General features: G+C 68.6%; 17 protein-coding genes and 1 tRNA gene. 1 reads left to right on the top strand and 17 read right to left on the bottom strand.

Annotation, left to right across the window (positions count from 1 at the left end; genetic code table 11):
* Nucleotides 1-27: 27 nt before the first annotated feature.
* From SPR02S_RS30665 to SPR02S_RS30625, 9 genes are all read right to left on the bottom strand, one after another.
* Nucleotides 28-1,164 (bottom strand): LCP family protein, encoded by a 1,137-nt coding sequence (locus tag SPR02S_RS30665; RefSeq protein WP_019060855.1) that lies wholly within the window; start codon nucleotides 1,162-1,164, stop codon nucleotides 28-30.
* A 219-nt stretch (nucleotides 1,165-1,383) separates the two neighbouring features.
* On the bottom strand, nucleotides 1,384-3,249 hold the full coding sequence (locus SPR02S_RS30660) for a trypsin-like serine protease (protein WP_245607639.1): 1,866 nt from the start codon (nucleotides 3,247-3,249) through the stop codon (nucleotides 1,384-1,386).
* A 223-nt stretch (nucleotides 3,250-3,472) separates the two neighbouring features.
* Nucleotides 3,473-5,548, bottom strand: coding sequence for a transcription termination factor Rho (rho, locus tag SPR02S_RS30655; protein WP_019060853.1), 2,076 nt, complete (start codon nucleotides 5,546-5,548; stop codon nucleotides 3,473-3,475).
* Between the two features lie 384 nt (nucleotides 5,549-5,932).
* Nucleotides 5,933-6,862 (bottom strand): homoserine kinase, encoded by a 930-nt coding sequence (gene thrB, locus SPR02S_RS30650; RefSeq protein WP_019060852.1) that lies wholly within the window; start codon nucleotides 6,860-6,862, stop codon nucleotides 5,933-5,935.
* A 257-nt stretch (nucleotides 6,863-7,119) separates the two neighbouring features.
* Nucleotides 7,120-8,178 (bottom strand): threonine synthase, encoded by a 1,059-nt coding sequence (gene thrC / locus SPR02S_RS30645; protein ID WP_019060851.1) that lies wholly within the window; start codon nucleotides 8,176-8,178, stop codon nucleotides 7,120-7,122.
* A gap of 6 nt (nucleotides 8,179-8,184) precedes the next feature.
* Nucleotides 8,185-9,477 (bottom strand): homoserine dehydrogenase, encoded by a 1,293-nt coding sequence (locus tag SPR02S_RS30640; protein ID WP_019060850.1) that lies wholly within the window; start codon nucleotides 9,475-9,477, stop codon nucleotides 8,185-8,187.
* Nucleotides 9,478-9,630: 153 nt separating this feature from the next.
* The gene (lysA, locus tag SPR02S_RS30635; protein ID WP_019060849.1) at nucleotides 9,631-11,022 is read right to left on the bottom strand and encodes a diaminopimelate decarboxylase; all 1,392 of its coding nucleotides are present in this window, start codon (nucleotides 11,020-11,022) and stop codon (nucleotides 9,631-9,633) included.
* Nucleotides 11,023-11,085: 63 nt separating this feature from the next.
* Nucleotides 11,086-12,318, bottom strand: a complete 1,233-nt coding sequence (nrtL, locus tag SPR02S_RS63840; protein WP_019060848.1) for an ArgS-related anticodon-binding protein NrtL — start codon at nucleotides 12,316-12,318, stop codon at nucleotides 11,086-11,088.
* A gap of 265 nt (nucleotides 12,319-12,583) precedes the next feature.
* Nucleotides 12,584-13,048 (bottom strand): response regulator, encoded by a 465-nt coding sequence (locus SPR02S_RS30625; RefSeq protein WP_019060847.1) that lies wholly within the window; start codon nucleotides 13,046-13,048, stop codon nucleotides 12,584-12,586.
* A gap of 218 nt (nucleotides 13,049-13,266) precedes the next feature.
* Between SPR02S_RS30625 and SPR02S_RS30620 the strand changes: the two genes are divergently transcribed.
* Nucleotides 13,267-13,338, top strand: a tRNA-Arg gene (locus SPR02S_RS30620).
* A 217-nt stretch (nucleotides 13,339-13,555) separates the two neighbouring features.
* Here the strand turns inward: SPR02S_RS30620 and SPR02S_RS30615 are convergent.
* From SPR02S_RS30615 to SPR02S_RS30575, 8 genes are all read right to left on the bottom strand, one after another.
* On the bottom strand, nucleotides 13,556-14,017 hold the full coding sequence (locus SPR02S_RS30615) for a DUF2199 domain-containing protein (protein WP_019060846.1): 462 nt from the start codon (nucleotides 14,015-14,017) through the stop codon (nucleotides 13,556-13,558).
* A 173-nt stretch (nucleotides 14,018-14,190) separates the two neighbouring features.
* The gene (locus SPR02S_RS30610) at nucleotides 14,191-15,579 is read right to left on the bottom strand and encodes a tyrosine-type recombinase/integrase (protein ID WP_019060845.1); all 1,389 of its coding nucleotides are present in this window, start codon (nucleotides 15,577-15,579) and stop codon (nucleotides 14,191-14,193) included.
* The gene (locus tag SPR02S_RS30605) at nucleotides 15,576-15,779 is read right to left on the bottom strand and encodes a helix-turn-helix transcriptional regulator (protein WP_019060844.1); all 204 of its coding nucleotides are present in this window, start codon (nucleotides 15,777-15,779) and stop codon (nucleotides 15,576-15,578) included. The genes SPR02S_RS30610 and SPR02S_RS30605 overlap by 4 nt, the downstream gene beginning before the upstream one ends.
* On the bottom strand, nucleotides 15,769-17,130 hold the full coding sequence (locus tag SPR02S_RS30600) for a replication initiator (protein WP_019060843.1): 1,362 nt from the start codon (nucleotides 17,128-17,130) through the stop codon (nucleotides 15,769-15,771). Before SPR02S_RS30600 ends, SPR02S_RS30605 begins: the two co-directional genes overlap by 11 nt.
* Nucleotides 17,131-17,488: 358 nt before the next feature.
* Nucleotides 17,489-17,779 (bottom strand): hypothetical protein, encoded by a 291-nt coding sequence (locus SPR02S_RS30590; RefSeq protein ID WP_019060841.1) that lies wholly within the window; start codon nucleotides 17,777-17,779, stop codon nucleotides 17,489-17,491.
* A 44-nt stretch (nucleotides 17,780-17,823) separates the two neighbouring features.
* Nucleotides 17,824-18,018 carry a hypothetical protein gene (locus SPR02S_RS30585; protein WP_019060840.1) on the bottom strand — a complete coding sequence of 65 codons (195 nt, stop codon included), beginning with the start codon at nucleotides 18,016-18,018 and terminating at the stop codon, nucleotides 17,824-17,826.
* Between the two features lie 12 nt (nucleotides 18,019-18,030).
* Nucleotides 18,031-19,353 carry an FtsK/SpoIIIE domain-containing protein gene (locus tag SPR02S_RS30580; protein WP_019060839.1) on the bottom strand — a complete coding sequence of 441 codons (1,323 nt, stop codon included), beginning with the start codon at nucleotides 19,351-19,353 and terminating at the stop codon, nucleotides 18,031-18,033.
* Nucleotides 19,353-19,694: an SCO3933 family regulatory protein gene (locus SPR02S_RS30575; protein ID WP_019060838.1), complete on the bottom strand. Its 342-nt coding sequence runs from the start codon at nucleotides 19,692-19,694 to the stop codon at nucleotides 19,353-19,355. The genes SPR02S_RS30580 and SPR02S_RS30575 overlap by 1 nt, the downstream gene beginning before the upstream one ends.
* Nucleotides 19,695-19,770 lie beyond the last annotated feature (76 nt).

Raw genomic sequence — 19,770 nt, 5'->3', positions numbered from 1 at the left:
AGCCCCGCGCCCCTGAGGGGGTGCGCCCTAGCCAGCTGTTACGACACCCTTGGCTTCGCCTGTTGCCGTGCCCTTGGTGGCTGCCGCCGGGATTGGCTGGTCGTTCTTCAAAGCCGTCCAGACCATCTGTGCCTTCGACTTCTCCACGATCACGCGGTTGGGGTTGGCCGGGTCGTACTCGACGGGCATCGTGACCATGGTCATGTTCTTGGAGCTGATGCTCTTGAGGCCGTTGGCGAAGGACGTGAGGGAGTTCACGGAGCCGAGGTCGGAGTCGGTGGTGACGGCCTTGGTGGCGGTGTTGGCGAGGTCGTAGAGCTTGGTCGGGCTGGTGAGGACGCCGATGTGCTTGACCTGGTTGACCAGGGCCTTGATGAAGGCCTGCTGGAGTTGGATGCGGCCCAGGTCGGAGCCGTCGCCGACGCCGTGCCGGGTGCGGACCAGGCCCAGGGCCTGCTTGCCGTTCAGGGTGTGGGTGCCGGCCTTGAGGTCGAGGTGGCTCTGCGGGTCCTTGATGGCCTTGGTCGTGGTGACCGGGACGCCGCCGAGTTCGTCGATGAGCTTCTCGAAGCCGGCGAAGTCGACTTCGAGGTAGTGGTCCATGCGCAGGCCGGTGACGGACTCGACGGTCTTCACCGTGCAGGCGGAGCCGCCGGTGGAGTACGCCTCGTTGAACATCACGCCGGACGCCGCGTCGTGCGTGACGCCCTTGGTGTCGGTGCACTCGGGGCGGTCGACGAGGGTGTCGCGCGGGACGGAGACCACGCTGGCCTTCTTGTGGCCCTTGTAGACGTGGATGATCATCGCGGTGTCGGAGCGGGCGCTGCCGTCGTCGGTGCCGCCGCCGAGCTTCTTGTTGGTGCCGGAGCGGCTGTCGGAGCCCAGCACCAGGATGTTCTCGGAGCCGTTGTCGACCTTGACCGGCCGGTCGGTGCCGAGGGCCTGGTTGATGTCGACGGTCTTGATGTTGCCGTTGAGCTTGAAGTACACGTACCCGGCGCCGGTGCCACCCAGCACCACGACGCCTGCCGCGACCCAGGCCGTGATCAGCAGGGCCTTGCTCCGCGGACTGCGGTCCTTCTTACGGCGTCCGGCGCGGTGGCGCGGGCCGCTGTTGCCGTCCTTGCCCGGTATGACGGGCTCCGGCGTGCTCTCGGCGGACATGGGCTCCTCGCATCTCGTTCCGGGTCGGTTACCCCCTGCTTTCAGGGTTCAGGCCTGGCCGAAGCGACCGATACCGCTCATTCCTCGCTCCATGGTCGCTCCGCCAGGTCAGACAGGGAAACTCGGGAAAGGGTTGCACAACGCAGAGTGCCCATCGCGTACGGCGATGGGCACTCTGGGTAGTCGCGTCAGCGGGTTATGCCCCGCTCACCTGCGATTTCAGCCGAAGATGTCGTACTGCTGGAAACCGGTGCCGAGCGACTTCGGTGTGCCGAAGATCTCGCTCGTGGCCTTGCCGGTGCCCGGGTAGAGGTACAGCGCGTTGCTCGCGTTGCGGATCAGGAGGTCGGCCTTGCCGTCGCCGGTGAAGTCACCGACGGCGTCGAAGGCGTTGTAGCTGCCCCAGGTGCGCACCTTCACGCGGGCCGCGAAGGCGCCCGTGCCGGACTTGCCGGCGCCCTTGTAGAGGTAGACGACGCCGGTGCTCTTGTTGCGGGCGAGCAGGTCGGCCTTGCCGTCACCGTTGAAGTCGCCGTGGCCGACCAGCGTGTTGTACTGGCTCCAGCCCCCGCCGACCCGCGACGGCGAGCTGAAGGTGCCGTTGCCCTTGCCCGGGTAGATCCACAGCACGCCCGCGCTGTCGACCGAGACCAGGTCGGGCAGGTAGTCGCCGGTGACATCGCCGGTGGCGATGATCCGGGTGCGGGTCTTCCAGTTGGCGAAGATCTTCGTGCTGACCCAACTGCCGTCGTCCCGCGCGCTGTTGAGCTGGAAGTGGTCCCAGTAGACCGCACCGGCTGTGGTCCGGTAGATCCAGTCCTGGTAGCCGTCCCGGTTCAGGTCGGCCGACCGGACCAGGTTGACGCCGCCCCAGTCGCCCAGGGACACGCGGGCGGCCAGCGAGGTGCCCTTGGAGTCCAGCTCGTAGCCCACCTTGGTGGAGGACTTGCGGGCGTAGATGTCGGCCTTGTTGTCGGTGTAGCTGAGGTTGCCGTCGTCGACCTGCGCGTAGGCCGTGCCGGCGTAGGCGCCGACCTTGGTGAAGACGCCGTAGGTGCCCTCGACGACGCAGTCGTTGACCGTGCTGGCGTCACCGTCGTCGCCGCTCCAGGAGACGACACCGACGATCCGGCCGCCGACGACCAGCGGGCCGCCGGAGTCGCCGTTGCAGATCGCCGTCGTACCGGTGTCGCTGCCGGTGGCGGGCGTGCCCGCGCAGACCATGTGGGCCTTGATGACCAGGCTGCCGTAGGCGCCGACGCAGGTGGCGTCCGACTGGATCGGCAGCGTGGCCGTCTTCAGGGTGTCGGAGAGGTCGTCGGTCTGGGAACTGGTGCGGCCCCAGCCGTAGACCTTGGCGGTCTTGGCGGGCGTGCCCGTGTACGACGCCGTGTCACCGTTCGTCGTCATGCGGATCGGGGTCGCCTTGACGGGGGCCGCCAGGGTGAGGACCGCGATGTCGTTGTCGATCGTCGTCGCGCTGTACGACGGGTGGTTCCACTGGCGCAGGACCGCGGTGGCCTGGCCGCCGTGCAGGTCGGTGGTGGTGGTGCCGTCGGCGTCCGTCGTGTTGGTCGGCAGCACGGTGGCGCTGGTGACGACGACGCCGTTCTTGGCCCAGTTGTAGCCCTTGACGCAGTGCGAGGCCGTCAGGATCTTCGACGGCGAGATGACCGAGCCACCGCAGAAGAAGCCGATGTCGTCGCTCTCGCTGGTGGTGCCCTTGTCGTCGTAGTACCAGAGCTGCGCCATGAACGGCGCGGTGTTGATGGTGGTCGTCGTGCCGCCGATGATCTTCGGGCCGGCGGTCGTGCCGGTGGTGCTCGCGCTCAGGGAGGCCTTCTTGGTCGTCTCCCCGGCTATGTCGTCACCGGCCTGGGCGCCCACGATGCGCTTCTTCAGCGTGGCGAGCGACGGCTGGGCGATGACGGGCTTCACGGTCGGCGTCGGCAGTGCGGTGGCCGCACCGGCGGACGTCGTCATCAGCGCGGCGGCCACGGCGGCGGCGACACCGGCCGCGGCGACAGGCAGGCCAAAACGTATCCGGCGTCTGTGCCGACCGGCCCCAGGCATGGGCGTACCCATTCAAGTCCCCCCTCGGGATCAGAAGTTCGGACGATTATCGAAAACAAGTCCGAAGGGCGAGATCGTACAGCGACCCACTGACAACGCAGAGGGCCGCCCCCTTGAGAAAAAGGGAGCGGCCCTCAAGCGCGCCCCAAAGGGGCGCGGGGAACTGCGCGACCAGCCACAAACTACCGACAGCCAACCAACGACCGGCAGTACTCCGGCTCAACCAACGGAGTGCCTAGTCACCGTTGCCAGGAGTGGTCTTCTGAATCTGGAGCAGGAACTCCGCGTTCGACTTCGTCTGCTTCATTTTGTCGAGGAGCAGCTCGATCGCCTGCTGCTGGTCGAGCGCGTGCAGCACCCGCCGCAGCTTCCAGGTGACAGCCAACTCGTCGCTGCCGAGCAGGATCTCTTCCTTACGGGTACCGGACGCGTCGACATCCACCGCCGGGAAGATGCGCTTGTCGGCAAGCTTCCGGTCGAGCTTCAGCTCGGCGTTGCCCGTGCCCTTGAACTCCTCGAAGATGACCTCGTCCATGCGGGACCCGGTGTCGACGAGCGCGGTGGCGAGGATGGTCAGCGAACCGCCGTCCTCGATGTTGCGCGCGGCACCGAAGAAGCGCTTGGGCGGGTACAGCGCCGTGGAGTCGACACCACCGGAGAGGATGCGGCCGGAGGCGGGCGCCGCGAGGTTGTACGCACGGCCCAGACGCGTGATCGAGTCCAGGAGTACGACGACGTCGTGGCCCAGCTCCACCAGCCGCTTGGCGCGCTCGATGGCGAGCTCGGCGACCGTGGTGTGGTCCTCGGCGGGACGGTCGAAGGTCGAGGAGATGACCTCGCCCTTCACCGACCGCTGCATGTCGGTGACCTCTTCCGGACGCTCGTCGACCAGGACGACCATCAGGTGGCACTCGGGGTTGTTGTGCGTGATCGCGTTGGCGATGGCCTGCATGATCATGGTCTTGCCGGTCTTCGGCGGGGCCACGATCAGACCGCGCTGGCCCTTACCGATCGGCGCGACGAGGTCGATGATGCGGGTCGTCAGCACACCCGGGTCGGTCTCCAGGCGGAGCCGGTCCTGCGGGTACAGCGGCGTCAGCTTGTTGAACTCCGGCCGACCGCGCCCGGAGTCGGGGGCCATGCCGTTGGTCGAGTCCAGGCGCACGAGCGCGTTGAACTTCTCGCGGCGCTCGCCCTCCTTCGGCTGCCGGACCGCGCCGGTGACGTGGTCGCCCTTGCGCAGGCCGTTCTTGCGGACCTGGGCGAGGGAGACGTACACGTCGTTCGGGCCCGGCAGGTAGCCGGAGGTCCGGATGAACGCGTAGTTGTCGAGGATGTCGAGGATGCCCGCGACGGGGATCAGGACATCGTCGTCGGCGACCTGCGGCTCGCCCGCGGCGGTGCCACCGAACTCGTCGCGTCCACGACGGCCACGGCGGTCCCGGTACCGGCCGCGACGGCCGCGGCGTCCGCCGTCGAAGTCGTCGTCGTCCTGCGGGCCGTTGTCACGCTGCTGCCGGTCCTGACGGTCCTGACGGCCACCGCTCTGCTGCTGACGGTCCTGCTGCTGACCGCCCTGCTGACGGTCCTGACGGCCGCCGCTCTGCTGCTGACGGTCCTGCTGCTGACCGCCCTGCTGCTCGTTGTCCTTGCGGCGGTCGCCGCGGTCGCGGTCCTGGCGGTCCTGACGGCCACCGCGGTCGCGGTCGCGACGGTCCCGGCGGCCCTGCCGGCCGTCGTCACCGGCGTCGCCCTGCGCGGCGGGCGTCTCGGCCTTCGGCTCGCTCTTCACCTCGGCGACGATCGTCTCGGGGCTGCCGGCCTCGGCGGTCGCACGGCGACGACGGCGCTCGACCGGCGCGTCGTCTCCCCCATTCTCGGCTTCGCTCGAGCGGGAGGGGCCCCCGGCGGGCTGGCCGGGGATCTCGATCTGCTGCTGGGCCACGGCCTTCTCGGCGGCGACCTTCTCGGCCTTCTGCTCGGCCGGGGCGACCGCCTCGTCGCCCGTACGGGTCTTGGAGGTGGCGCGGCGCTTCGGCTTGGTCTCGGTGGCGGTCTCGGCCTTGGCCGGAGCACCGCCCGCCTGCGCGTCCTTGATGACCTCGATCAGCTGGCTCTTGCGCATCCGCGCGGTGCCCCTGATGCCGAGGCCGGACGCGACCTGCTGCAGCTCGGCCAGCACCATGCCGTCGAGGCCGGTACCGCGGCGCCGCCGGGAGCCGGCACCGGTGGCAGGCGCGGAGGCGTCCGTGGCGGGCGCGGCAGCGGTCTCCTCGACACGCGCGCCCATCAGATCGGTGGTGTCGCTCACGAAGGGTCCTTCCCTGGAGCGGACGTCGGCCTGTCTGGCTCGGCGACCGGTTGTGCTGTCCGGCTTCGGTTCTTGCTGTGTGAACCGTGCCGGGGCGGTGGTCCGCCTAAGCGGCGGAAGAGATTGTTGGTGACGGCGCTTCCCGAAGCAGTGGCACCGAGTGTCTGTGTCACGTGGCTTGGTCGCACCAATTCCGGAGCGTGCCCGGCGAACCGCTCTGTGCCCCTACAGAACACGGTGCGGCTTGGGAGGCTCCCGGAAGAATGTCTGTCCCTGACGGGGACAACAAGCACCTCGCCATGGTGGGGTCGGGTGCAGACTTGAGATTAACACTACCGGATCCAACAAACATTCCCCCTCTCGAAATCCGGCGACGGTACGTAGTCAATTGGCACTCGGGGCCGCGAGCGGCAGTACGCAGGCCCCGTGCGCGTCGAGATCGAGCCGGTTGGCGGCCCAGCCCTCACCGGCGAGGTGGGACACCTTGTCGGCGTTGTCGGCGTCGACAAGTGCCAACACGGTGGGCCCGGCACCGGAGATGACGGCCGGAACCCCGTCCGCCCTCAACCGCTCGACGAGCGCCGCGCTTTCGGGCATCGCCGGAGCGCGGTACTCCTGGTGCAGGCGGTCCTCGGTGGCGGGCAGCAGCAGCTCGGGGCGGCGGGTGAGGGCCTCGACGAGCAGGGCGGCGCGGCCCGCGTTGGCGGCGGCGTCGACGTGCGGGACGCTGCGCGGGAGCAGGCCGCGCGCGGTTTCGGTGAGCACCGGCTTCCCGGGCACGAAAACCACCGGAACGATGGAATCGGCGGGGTCCATCCTGATCGCCCGCGCGGCGCCGCCGTCCATCCAGGAGAGCGTGAAGCCGCCCAGCAGACAGGCCGCCACGTTGTCGGGGTGGCCCTCGATCTCGGTGGCGAGCTCCAGCAGGGCCGTGTCGTCGAGCTTGGAGTCCCCGCCTATGGTCACGGCGCGCGCGGCGACGATGCCTGCGCAGATGGCGGCGGAGGAGGAACCCAGGCCGCGGCCGTGCGGAATGCGGTTGGCGCACACGATCTCGAGGCCGCGCGGCTGTCCGCCGAGCAGGTCGAAGGCGGTGCGCAGGGACCGTACGAGGAGGTGGTTCTCGTCGCGCGGGAGGGTCTCGCTGCCCTCGCCGGCGATGTCGATGAGCAGCCCGGAGTCGGCGACACGGACGACGACGTCGTCGTAGAGCCCCAGCGAGAGGCCGAAGGCGTCGAAGCCCGGGCCGAGGTTGGCGCTGGTGGCGGGGACGCGCACCCGGACGGCGGCGGCGCGGAAGGCTGGACCGGCCATCGCTCGATGACTCTCCTTGAGCTGCGTGATTGTCGAAGACATTCGATGGAATTCGATGACATCCGATAGGTACGTGAAGACCCTCGGGCCGTGGAGACGGCGCGGTGCCGAGCCATGCGCGCAGGCATATGCGGCGGGCGGGTTCGGTACAGCCTATCGAAGGAAGGTTCTGTGGCGACATAGGGCGCACAGGAGGCGCACGATGCGTGTCGTAAGCCCCCTGTGCACCCCCCGTGGCGAATACCCGCCAGGCGGCTTTACGCCAGGCCGAGCCGCTCGGCCGCCGTCGGCGCGTCGACCGGGATGGTGATGGGCTGCGGGGCGCCCGCGACGGCCCAGTCGGGGTCCTTCAGACCGTTTCCGGTCACCGTGCAGACGATGGTCTGGCCCGGGTCGACCTTGCCCTGCTCGGCCGCCTTCAGCAGACCGGCGACGGAAGCGGCGGACGCGGGCTCGACGAAAACGCCCTCTTGAGCGGCCAACAGCCGGTAGGCGCGCAGGATCTCACGGTCCGTCACCTCGTCGATGAACCCGCCGGACTCGTCCCGCGCGGCGAGCGCGTACTGCCAGGAGGCGGGGTTGCCGATACGGATCGCGGTGGCGATCGTCGAGGGGTCCTTGACGATCTCGCCGCGCACGATGGGCGCGGACCCGGACGCCTGGAAGCCCCACATACGCGGGGTCTGCGCGGCGATGCCGTCCCCGGCGTACTCCTTGTAGCCCTTCCAGTACGCGGTGATGTTGCCCGCGTTGCCCACCGGCAGGACGTGGATGTCGGGGGCGTCGCCGAGCATGTCGACGATCTCGAAGGCGGCCGTCTTCTGACCCTCGATGCGCACCGGGTTGACCGAATTCACCAGCGCCACAGGGTAGTTGTCGCTCAGCTTGCGGGCGAGGGTGAGGCAGTCGTCGAAGTTTCCGTCGACCTGGAGGATCTTCGCGCCGTGCACGAGGGCCTGGCCCATCTTGCCGAGCGCAATCTTGCCGCGCGGCACGAGGACGGCGCAGACCATCCCGGCGCGTACGGCGTAGGCCGCGGCGGAGGCCGACGTGTTGCCGGTGGAGGCGCAGATGACGGCCTGCGCGCCCTCCTCCTTGGCCCGCGTGATGGCCATGGTCATACCGCGGTCCTTGAAGGACCCGGTGGGGTTGGCGCCCTCCACCTTGAGGTGGACCTCGCAGCCGGTGCGCTCGGAGAGCACCTGCGCGGGCACGAGGGGCGTGCCGCCCTCACGGAGGGAGACGACCGGCGTGCTGTCGGACACCGGGAGCCGGTCCCGGTACTCCTCGATGATTCCGCGCCACTGGTGGGTCATTGCTGGTTACTCTCCTTCAACCCGCATGATGCTGGCGACACCCCGCACGGTGTCGAGCTTGCGCAACGCCTCGACGGTCCCGGTGAGGGCGGCGTCGGACGCGCGGTGCGTGACGACAACGAGGGATGCCTCGCCGTCCTTCCCCTGCTGCCGAACCGTATCGATCGAGACACCGTGCTCGGCGAACACGGTGGCGACCTGGGCGAGAACACCCGGTTTGTCGGCGACGTCGAGGCTGATGTGGTACCGCGTGACGACCTGGCCCATGCCCGACACGGGGAGCGCGGCATACGCCGACTCGCCGGGCCCGGTGGTCGAGTTGAGCCGGTTGCGGCACACGGCGACGAGGTCGCCGAGCACGGCGGAGGCGGTGGGGGCGCCGCCCGCGCCGGGGCCGTAGAACATCAGCTGCCCGGAGGCGTCGGACTCGACGAACACGGCGTTGTAGGCGCCGCGGACGGAGGCGAGCGGGTGGCTGAGCGGGATCATCGCGGGGTGCACGCGCGCGGTGACGGACCCACCGTCCTCGGCGCGCTCACAAATGGCCAGCAACTTGATGGTGCAGCCCATGTTCCGCGCGGAGGCGAAGTCGGAGGCGGTGACCTCGGTCATGCCCTCGCGGTAGACGTCGTCGAGACGCACGCGCGTGTGGAAGGCGATTCCGGCGAGGATGGCGGCCTTGGCGGCGGCGTCGAACCCCTCGACGTCGGCGGTGGGGTCGGCTTCGGCGTATCCCAGGGCGGTGGCCTCGTCGAGGGCCTCCTGATAACCGGCGCCCGTGCTGTCCATCTTGTCGAGGATGAAGTTGGTCGTCCCGTTGACGATCCCGAGCACCCGGTTGACCTTGTCACCGGCGAGGGACTCGCGCAGCGGCCGGATCAGCGGAATGGCACCGGCGACGGCGGCCTCGTAGTACAGGTCCTTGCCCTGCTGCTCGGCGACGGCGTGCAGCGCGGCGCCGTCCTGGGCGAGCAGCGCCTTGTTGGCGGAGACGACGGAAGCGCCGTGCTCGAAGGCGGCGGTGATGAGGGACCGGGCGGGCTCGATCCCCCCGATGACCTCTACTACGACGTCGATGTCGCCGCGCTTCACCAGAGCCGTGGCATCGGTGGTGACGAGGGCGGGGTCGATGCCTTCGCGGACCTTGGAGGGCCGTCGTACGGCGACGCCCGCGAGCTCGACGGGCGCGCCGATCCGGGCGGCGAGGTCGTCGGCGTGCGTCGTCATGATGCGCGCCACCTCTGAGCCGACCACTCCACAGCCCAGCAGCGCCACCTTCAGCGGACGCGTACGCATCATCCGACCTCGTTTCCTCATACCGTCATCGGTTGGACCAGTCTCACTCACCGGACGGGAGTTTCTATCCATGGTCCGGATCGTGAGACATCGATTTCATTTCCAGGGGGCGGAAGACCGAAGATCTTCCACCCCTCTTTCTTTCGTTCGGCTTACTCAGCCGACGTCGAGACGCAGGAGGTCGTCCTCCGTCTCGCGGCGGACGATGACCCGCGACTCCCCATCCTTCACGGCGACGACCGGCGGCCGGAGCACATGGTTGTAATTGCTGGCCATGGAACGGCAGTACGCACCCGTGGCCGGCACGGCGATCAGGTCACCCGGTGCCAGGTCCCCCGGCAGAAAGGCGTCCTTGACCACGATGTCCCCGCTCTCACAGTGCTTGCCGACGACCCGCGCGAGCATGGGTTCGGCATCGGAGCGCCGGGAGACGAGGGCGACGCTGTACTCCGCGTCGTAGAGCGCGGTCCGGATGTTGTCGGACATGCCACCGTCGACCGACACATACGTCCGCAGCCCGTCGAGGGGCTTGATGGTGCCGACCTCGTAGAGCGTGAAGGCGGTCGGCCCGACGATGGCGCGCCCCGGCTCGACGGAGATACGAGGAGTCCGCAGCTTCGCGGAGTCGCACTCACGGGTGACGATCTCGGTGAGCGCCTTGGCGATCTCGTGCGGTTCGCGGGGATCGTCATCACTCGTGTACGCGATACCGAGCCCACCACCGAGGTCGATCTCGGGAAGCTCGACACCGTGCTCGTCGCGGATGTCCTTCAGCAGCCCGACCACACGATGGGCGGCGACTTCGAAGCCGGACATGTCGAAGATCTGCGACCCGATGTGGCTGTGAATCCCGATGAGTTCGAGCCCGTCGAGCTGGAGGGCGCGGCGCACGGCTTCGGCGGCCTGCCCGCCGGCCAGCGGAATCCCGAACTTCTGGTCCTCGTGGGCAGTGGCGATGAACTCGTGAGTGTGCGCTTCCACGCCCACGGTGATCCGAATCTGCACGCGCTGCCGCTTACCGAGGGACTGCGCGATATGAGCGACCCGCACGATCTCCTGGAAGGAGTCGAGAACGATCCGCCCGACACCGGCCTCGACGGCCCGCGTGATCTCGCCGACGGACTTGTTGTTGCCGTGGAAGGCGATGCGGTCGGCGGGCATACCGGCGGAGAGGGCGGTGGCGAGCTCGCCCCCGGAGCACACATCGAGGTTGAGCCCCTCCTCGTGCAGCCACCGCACGACGGCACGAGACAGGAACGCCTTGCCGGCGTAGAAGACGTCGGCGTCGTGCCCGAAGGCGGTACGCCAAGCTCGGGCGCGCTCCCGGAAATCGGCCTCGTCGAGGACGTAGGCCGGGGTGCCGTGCTGCTCGGCGAGGGTCTTCACGTCGACACCGCCGACGGTGACGACACCGTCCGCGTCCCGGCCGACGGTCTGCGCCCACACCTTGGGGTCGAGTTCGTTGAGGTCGGCGGCCGGGGCGGAGTAGTGCCCCTCGGGCAGGACGTCGGCGTGACGGGGACCGGCGGGGTGTGCGGAACGGCTCATGGCGTGTCTCTTCTGTCTCTTCCTGGCGCTCAGATCGTGCGGTGTCTTGTTCGGTCTTGGCGCTCAGAGGTGTTCGGGGGCATCGATGCCGAGCAGGGACAGGCCACCGGCGAGCACCGCCCCGGCGGCTTCGGCGAGCGCGAGCCGGGCACGGTGGGCGGCCGAGGGTTTCTCGTCCCCGAGCGGAAGCGTGGCCGGCAGGAAAACGAGGGTCGCGTCGGCTACGGCGACCAGGTGACGGGCGAGCAGGTCGGGCGTGCGGTGCGCTGCCGCGCGGGCGAGGAGGCGGGGGTGGTCGGCGAGGTGGGTGAGGAGGGGCGCGACGAGGGGGGTGGTGTCCTCTTGTACGTCTTGTTGTACGTCGCCGGGTGTCGCGGTGAAGCCGAGGTCGGCGGCGTTGCGGCTGACGGCCCGGGTGCGGGCGTAGGCGTAACGGACCCGGAAGAGGGGGTTGCTCTCCCGCTGCACGAGGTGCTCGGCGGTGAGGCGGGGCCGGTCGTGGGCGGCGGGGTGCAGGAGGGCCCAGCGGGCGGCGTCGCGGCCGAGGGTGGGGAGGGCGGCGGGGTCGGGGACCGGCACGGGCCGTACGTTCACGTCGAGCGGAGCCGGTGTCGCCGGGGTGCCGTACGCGTCGACGTCGACACCGAGGACCGCCAGCCACTCGGGCTCGGGCCGGGCCGCGCAACTGGTGCGGACGAGGGAGCCCTGTGAACGCAGGAGGCGGGCGACGACCTCCATGACGACGAGGGCGCGGGGCTCGTGGGGGGCGTGCAGTTGCACGAGGTAGGGGATGGGGGTGTGTTCGCGGGTGAGCGTCGTTGCGCTGCTGGGGGCGGGTTCGCAGGTGAGCGCGTCCGGGATGCTGGAGAGGTGTTGCCCGGCGAGGGCGTCACGACTGCCGTCCGGCTCGGGGAGGGCGGCATGGCTGGCGCCGACCGCGGCCTCGTCGACGAACCCGTACCTCGGTCCGCGCCGCAGGATCTCCTCGATGAGAGGAACGGACGCCGCACTCCCCCGCATCAGCCTGATGTTGAGGAAACCGGGCCCGGTGATCTCGACGCCACTGACGCCGTGCGCGCCGACGAGATGCGGCCGCAACAACTCGGCGACACGGCGGGGGGTCTCCCCTGCGGGCCGCGCCAGCTGGAGAGCGATGTTGGTGGCGTAGTCCCCCCACCCGCCGGCCCCCGGCACGGTCACCGAGACCTTCTCCGGCACGGTCACGCGCAGCTCCCCGCCGTCGACAGCACGGCGCACCGCGCGCAGCACGGTACGGGAGAGCTCGACGGGGGTCACGGGACAAGCGTATGGGAGGAGGGGGGTGGGTAGGCCAGTCGGTTTAGGCGGGGGTCCGAGATGTGGACGCGGGGGCGTGCGGCGGCATCCGCAGGGTGGGCTCGTATATAGGGGGACGTGCAAGTAAGGGGGTAAGGAGGTTAGGGAGGTAAGGGGCACCTGCAAGTGGTGCGGAGCAAGTGGGCGCGGGGCAGTGGCACGCGGAGGAAGTGGCGCGGAGCAAATGGTGCGGAGCGAGTGGCACGGGGCAAGGGAGGCTGCAGCCTCAGCCGCCGCTACGCCCACCCCGCCCGGCCCGCTCGCCCTCACTGGCACTGGCGCCGAGGGCACCGCCGAGGGAGCGGCCATCGGCCGGATCACGCGGGTCCTGCGGCTCGCGTCGCCGCCCCCGCTCGATCAACTCCCGTACGAGAGCGATGAGTTCGGCAGGTTCGAAGGGCTTGGCGAGAAACGCGTCCACGCCGACGTCGAGCCCGCTGTCGACCTCGTACTGGGTGCAGGCGCTGACGATGGCGAGGGGCAGATCACGGGTCCGGGGATCGCTGCGCAGCCGAGCGGCAGTCCGCAGCCCGTCCAGCCGGGGCATGACGACATCCAGGGTCACGACATCAGGCCGCACTTGATGAATGACGTCCAGACACTCGGCACCATCGGCCGCGGTCACGACCTCGAGACCCTCCAGCTCGAGATTGACCCTGATCAACTGCCGGATGACCTTGTTGTCGTCCACAACAAGCACCCGACCCGACGCGCCTGGCACAACTCGAGAGTAGGTCCGGACCGGCCACCGCGTCCGGGTTTTCCCCACTTCCACCCCCTGCGAGCGACCCGGCGCACCTCCTCCACCACCTTCCTGACCACCTCCCTGGTCACCGAGAAACCTGTTCATGGACACCCGTAAGTAGCTGGTAGGGTTCTACCCGTCGCCGCGATCACCGCGACGGACACGCCCCCGTAGCTCAGGGGATAGAGCAACGGCCTCCGGAGCCGTGTGCGCAGGTTCGAATCCTGCCGGGGGCACCTTGGATTAGGTGCCTAAAGACCCCGCCATCAGCGCACTAGCTGAAGACGGGGTCTTCGCGTGTGTGCAGGCGGATGCCGCCAAAAGCAGCCGTTTGCCAGTGATCACGTTGTAATAGCGTGTTGATCTTGAGGGGCTTCGCGGCAGGTCAGGGCGTTTTCAGCGTCCTTCAACGTACCCCTGTAGACCAACCGTCCGCCGGTCGTGCGAGTCAGATCAGACGTTGTCGCCGTTGGGGTGGAGGACGGCCTCAGCGATCTCACGTACGCGGTCCTGGGTAATGCCGGTGCGCTGCTCGACGGCGAGGGGATGGTCGGTGGGTTCCAGCTCGACGAAGGGACGCCGGCCGAGTGGACGGGTGTGTGCGTTCGTCTTCAGGTTGAGCGTGCTGGGCGAGTAAAGGCTCAACTCAGTGGTCAACCAGCCGAAGTACGGCTTCTCAGCTTCGCGACCGGGGGTGTTCCACATGTCCAGAGCTCGGGCGAAGTTGTCCCGGCTCAAGGAGACCCAGACGCCCCAGGAGAAGAGGTCTTCGCTGCCGATCACCGGTATCTCGATCAGGCCCTTGATGAAGTAATGCTGACCCTTGATGACGCACTGGTCGGAGGACAGCATGCTGTCGGGATCGTCTGCGAAGTTCTGGTCCCAGACATCAGGAGCCACGGTGGAGTAGCTCATCGGAAGCTCCGCGTGGTGCTCCCCGCAGCATGAGCATGTGAAGCCGAGATCGTTAGCCATGGCGGGGAGCTTAACCAGCCACTGATCACGCGCGATCGTCCACATACACGCAGACAGACCGGAGCCCCGGGCTAGGCAGCCCGGGGCTCCGGTTCGTCGGTCTTGCGGTCGTGTCAGTCAGTGAGGCCATCCACCTCCCCCAGTCCCTGCATGATCCGCTCGTTCATCTCCTGCTCCTGGCCGTCGATGCACTTGGCGTAGATCTTGAGCAGCACGTCGACCGAGTGGCCGGCGCGTGCCGCCACTTCCGGCGCAGGCACACCGGAGTTGAGCCACTGGGACACGCCTGCGTGCCGCAGGTCGTACGGTCGGAAGGCGAGCACCGAGGAGACCTGTTCCGGCAGGAACGCCAGCTCTCGCGTCTGCTTCCACACGCGCGAGTACGACGAGGCCGCTACGACATTGCCACGCTCACTGGCGAAGAGCCGGCCGTCCTTGGCACTGCCGAACTCCTTCAGATGTTCATGGAGCAGACGCACCAGCGGAGGCGGAATGGGCACGATGCGCACCTCACCCTCCGCACGCTGCTTCAAGCCCCGCCGGTCGTGCGCCTCCCCGGAGTCCGTCCACGCCTTGCCTGCCGTTGGACGCGTCTCGGCCAACTCGATACGTCCCCAACCCGAGGCCGGGAGCACGCAGTCCGACCGCCGCAGGCCGAGCGCTTCACCCGGGCGCATAGCGGCGTAGTACAGGCACCCGAAGAACGCGCGCAGCCGCCGACCACTCGCCCTCTCGTAGCCGCCGACGTATGTCACCGCAGCCAGCAACTCCCGCGCCTGCCGCGGATTGACCACGACTCGGCGGTCGACCTCTTGCACCGCCCGCTTGCCACGCTTGCGGCGTACTCGGCTCAGCGGGTTGGACTGTAGAAGCTCCAACTCGACTGCGTACTCAAGCGAGTTGAACACAACCGCTCGCCGCCGTCGATACGTCTGCGTGGCCGCAGGCTTGCCGTCCAACTTGCGCCCGAGACCGTCGATCAGCTCATGCACGCGAGCGATCTCCAGCAACTCCGCTACGGGCAGAGAGGCCCGCTCGATCCACCGCACCGCCGAAGCAATCTCCTCCGGCCGATCCTGCTTCCTCCGTGACACAGGGAGGAGGTACGAGCGCAGCGCACGCCGCACTATCTGCGGAGTTGGTCGTCCCCGAACCGGCTTGACCAGTACAGGGACGACCGTCGCCAACGCGTCGGTCATGCTGTCACGCTGCTTCGCCGACGCCTCAGCCCAGCGCGCATCGATGTACTTGAGCGCCAACTCCAGGTACGTCAGCGCCGCCTTGCCGCCACGCAGCGAGTCGGGCAGCCCCGACACCGTGTCGAAGGGCTCGCCCTTGTCGACGGCTCGCAACAGCTTGGCCCTGAAGCGGTCGGCCAGGGCCGACGTCTTGTACGAATCGCTGAATACTTCCCCGTCAACGACCCAGCGCACGAGGTGAGTTGGCTTCTTGGTCGTCTTATTGACCGAGAGCTTCCACACGGAGACCTTGTACGACTTCACGATGCGGCCCCCTCCGCTCGCTCCGCCAACCAGTCGTTGAGCACGTCGCGGCGAACCCTCAACTCCCCGTTGGGTAAACGGATGCAGGCCGGCGCAAGGCGCAGTTCTCGCCAGCGATAGAAGGTGCGCCGGGAGATCCCGCCCAGCTCTTCGAGCACCTGCCGCACAGTGAGCAGTTCGGCCGTCTTCTCACGCGCCATCAAGACCACCGCCCTCCCGTACGGAGGCCGCCAGGAGTGCGGCCTCCGGCGAGTAGCCGCGCCCGGCATAGCGCCACTGGCCGACGGTGACGGTTGTCCGCCCGCTGATACCGAGGGCGGTCCGCTGCTCCTCCGCACGATGTTCTGCACGCGCCTCACGGAGTGCGGTCAGAGTCGTCGAGTAACACCGTGACTTGGTGGAGAAGTGACCGCCGTAGCCGAGCATGTGGGCCCAGCGGCGCAGCCCCAGAGGCTCGAAGGGAGGCAATCCGCCGAGCCACCAGCACGTACTGATCATGCGGAGGACGTGAGCCCGCACCGGCAACATGACCAGTTCACGCGCCTGGTGAATCCGGCCGTCGACCGCGCCGGCGGACTCGGCGCCCTTCGTGGCGTACTTCGCGATGTAGCCCGCAACGGCCGCGGAGGTCAGCCGCTCCCCCGCTCCGAACGCCGCGATAGGCCGCACGTCGACCTGTTCGCCGAAGCGCAGCACGCGAGCGCCGACGACATCCACGCCTGGAGCGATGAGCCGCACGCGACCGACGACCGCCTGTATCGCGTCCATCAGCAGAGCCGTTGTGGCCCAACCGGGCGGAGCCGAGGCTGGTCCGTCCGGCCCGTCGAGGCGGATCACGGCATGGAAGTGGACCAGGCCCCGCCGCTGGTACTCGGCCACCTTCGCGTACGACAACCGGGCCACGTCCGCGAGTTCGGTACGGGACAACCCAGCCCGCCGTGCGATCTCGCGACGCAACTCCAGCGCGAACCGGTGCCACAACTGACCGGCGTACGCCTGCCAGAGGACAGCCCCGGCATAGTCGTAGCAGCGCGGGCACAGAGGCTCGCCGAGACGGGGCTCACCCTCCGCGTGTCGCTCATGGCATCCGATGGGCGAGCCATGCGGGCAGCAGTCCCCCACCTTCCGGGGACGGCATGCCCGTACATGCCCCGCACGCTCACGACGGGTGTGAACCGGCCCGAAGCCTGGAGCGGTGAGGGTGGCGAACACCCGAGGGTGCCCGCTCACCGACTCCACGACGTTCTTGCCCCCGACCAACCCGGCCCGGATCAGTTGGTAGGTGTCGGCTCGGTAGAGGCGGGAGCAGGACGGGCAGACCGACGCACGCCGGTTGCCGCATGCGGTCAGGAGTCGACCGCCGTAGACGTCCGACGCGTACGAGAACAGGGCCTCGCCCGTGGTCGTGTCGACAACGGTTGCGCCGCCGACCAGGTGGATCGGATTAGTGCAGCCGGCGAGGCTGACGATGTTGCGCCGCCAGGCTGCGAACTCCGGCTCTGCTGCCCTGGTGAGCAGGGCAGCAACGTTTTTCGGCAGGGGTGCGGTCATTGCCGACCACCGCCTCCGAACGCATGCCACATCACGGCAGCGATTGCTTCCGTACGGGTCTTGGCACTGAACCGGAGTGTCGGGTCCGTGAGCCAGAGAGCGGCGGCGTGTGCCGGGCACAGATGCCGCTCGAAGCCATCGAGCCCGACGAGGACGATCTGTTCCCGTCCGTCGCAGGTCGACACTTCGGAGTCGACGACCCTCAATTCGCACTCGGGCAGAAGGGATTTGCGCGATCGATGCGCGGTGGACAAAGTGTGAGTACTCCTTTCACTGCTCATGTGGCGGATGGAGTGGGTTCCTGACGGGGTCGGGTTTGGCGACTTCGCGCCCCGTCGGGAGCCCGTCAAACGGGCGATCACTGTTGTTCCTTGGGCGGGATCGCGACGACGCTGTACGCGATCGGTCCGAAGGTGCGACGTGCGTCGTAGTAGCCCTCGCCGAGGTCCTCCACCGGGACGCCGAGCGGAGCGGCGACGTGTTCCGCGCCCTCCCTGCGAGCGGTGGAGTCCGCCGCGTCGACGAAGACGCCGAACGACGCATTGCGCGGTACGAGGACACTGGGGTTCTCGGTGAGGAAGTCCGCCAGCTCACGCAGGCCCGCGATGAACGCAGCCCGGTCGCCGGAGCGGATTTCGTACGTGGACATGGCTCGCCCACCTCTCTGTTGTTCGGACATCGGGTGAGGTCGCTTCAGAAGCGGAGTTGGCCGAGGAAGCCGCTGACCGCGACGAGGACCGCCTGAACCACCGGCGCGGCCACGGTCTTTGCCACCAGGAAGCCGAAGGTCCCGCAGAGCAACGTGTCCGCCCAGCGCAGGTAGCGGATGCGCAGCAGGAACCAGATGAACAGGCCGAGCAGCAACACGGCCGACATGGACACCAGCACGACAGCCCCCTCTCACTTGGCCGCGGTGAGCAATTCGGGCAGGACCGGGGCGAGGTACGCGTACTCAGCCGCGATGGCTTCCGCGTCCACCTCGGTGACCAGGTGCGAGCGGGCCCGTTCCCAGCCGTCGCCGGAGGCCAGCACGGCCGTACCCGCCTGTTCCGGTGTGATGGCTTGTGCGGCCTTGAGCGCGTCGGGGTTGAGATCTCCGAGCGCCATTTCCGCCGTACCGGGATCGGCCACCCGGTGGCACACGCGTCCGCCGAGTTGGGCACGCAGTGCCGTGACGCCCGGCCCCAAGTCGGAGCCCACCCGTTGGCCAGCCACGACGAGGAACACCCCAAGCGCCGCGCCGAGTTGGGCGAGTCGGATCAACGCCGTACCGGCCGCGTGTGCTTCGTCCTTCTCGTTGCGACTCGCGACGAGGAACAGTTCCGCGATCTCGTCGACGATCACGACGACGGGTACCGGACGTTCCTTCTCCGACAAACCCCAGATGTTGCGCACACGTGCCGCCCGACAGACGGTCATGCGGTCGAGCGTCAGGTCGACGAGTGCCGCCAGGAGCCGAACCGCTTGCTCACGATTGGTCGCCAGGGCGGACAACCGGGGTTCGTAGAGCGACAGTTCCATGCCGCCCTTGCAGTCGATGCCGACGAGCGCGACCAGTTGCGGAGCCAGACCCGCGACAAGTGCATTGATCAACGTCGACTTGCCAGACCGGGTGGCACCGACGATCAGCCAGTGCGGCACACGACGCAGGTCGATGACCCAACCGGCACCGGTTTCCAGCACGCCCACAGCGACCCGGAGCAGTTGAGCGGGCCCGCGCTGTTTCGGCAGTCGAGGAGCGGCGAGCGGATCGGCCACGGAGGCGGCGATCCGTACGACTCCCGGCCTCCAAGAGGTGACCCGCACCCCATGGACCTGCCAGTCCTCCGCCATAGCGGGCCCCGCCTTGACGAAGTCCTCGGGCACCTGGCCCGGCAACAGCCGTACCAGCATCCAGAATCCGCCACCGGTCGGGCGTATGAGCCCGTGCCGGGGGACGCGCGGCTGAGGTGGAGACGCCCCGTTGCCGACGAGCCCGGACACCACGGTCAGCGCCGGCCGACGGCTCACGGCGAGTCCACACCCGGCCATCAACGGCCGCCAGGTGCGCACCACTTGGACGACCATGACCGGGAAGCCGAGTAACAGCCACCAGGCCACGGGGTAGCGGCGGCGCAGGGCCGGGCCTGCGAGAAGCAGACCCGACCACAGCACTGCGGCCACCACCAGAACCCAACTCGGCCAGACCGTCCCGGCGGAGGAGGTGGAGGAGGCCAGCGTCATCACTGCCCGGCCCCCTTCCCCGCCGGAGCGCTCAGGGGCCGGATCTCCGCCGCACGGAATGCGACCCCGTGCCGCCCGTCGTTCTCCCACGGCGTGGCGACCAAGTCCCGTACGGCCACGGGCATACCGAGCTGCACACCGGCCGGCTCACCGGCGACACTCACGTTCACCACGTCCGCCGATGACCCGGCCATCAGGCAAAGCCCGACCTGGAACACGGTCTTGCCGGTATCACGGTCAACACGAAGCTGACCGGTTTCGCGATTCGCAACCCGCGGAGCCGGGGGAACGGCACAGATGATCCCCGTGAACTTCGCGGTATCGATCGGAAGGCTTGACACTGATCTGAACTCCTCATCTCTGGCACCCGAAGGCCAATCCTTCGGGTTGCTAGACCACCCGTAGTACGGGTGGTCG

Origin of the sequence: Streptomyces prunicolor NBRC 13075, assembly GCF_000367365.1 — a bacterium.
In the GTDB taxonomy this organism is placed as follows: domain Bacteria; phylum Actinomycetota; class Actinomycetes; order Streptomycetales; family Streptomycetaceae; genus Streptomyces; species Streptomyces prunicolor.
Note: the sequence above shows the minus strand (reverse complement) of the source record. Positions and strands in the feature narration are given on the sequence as shown.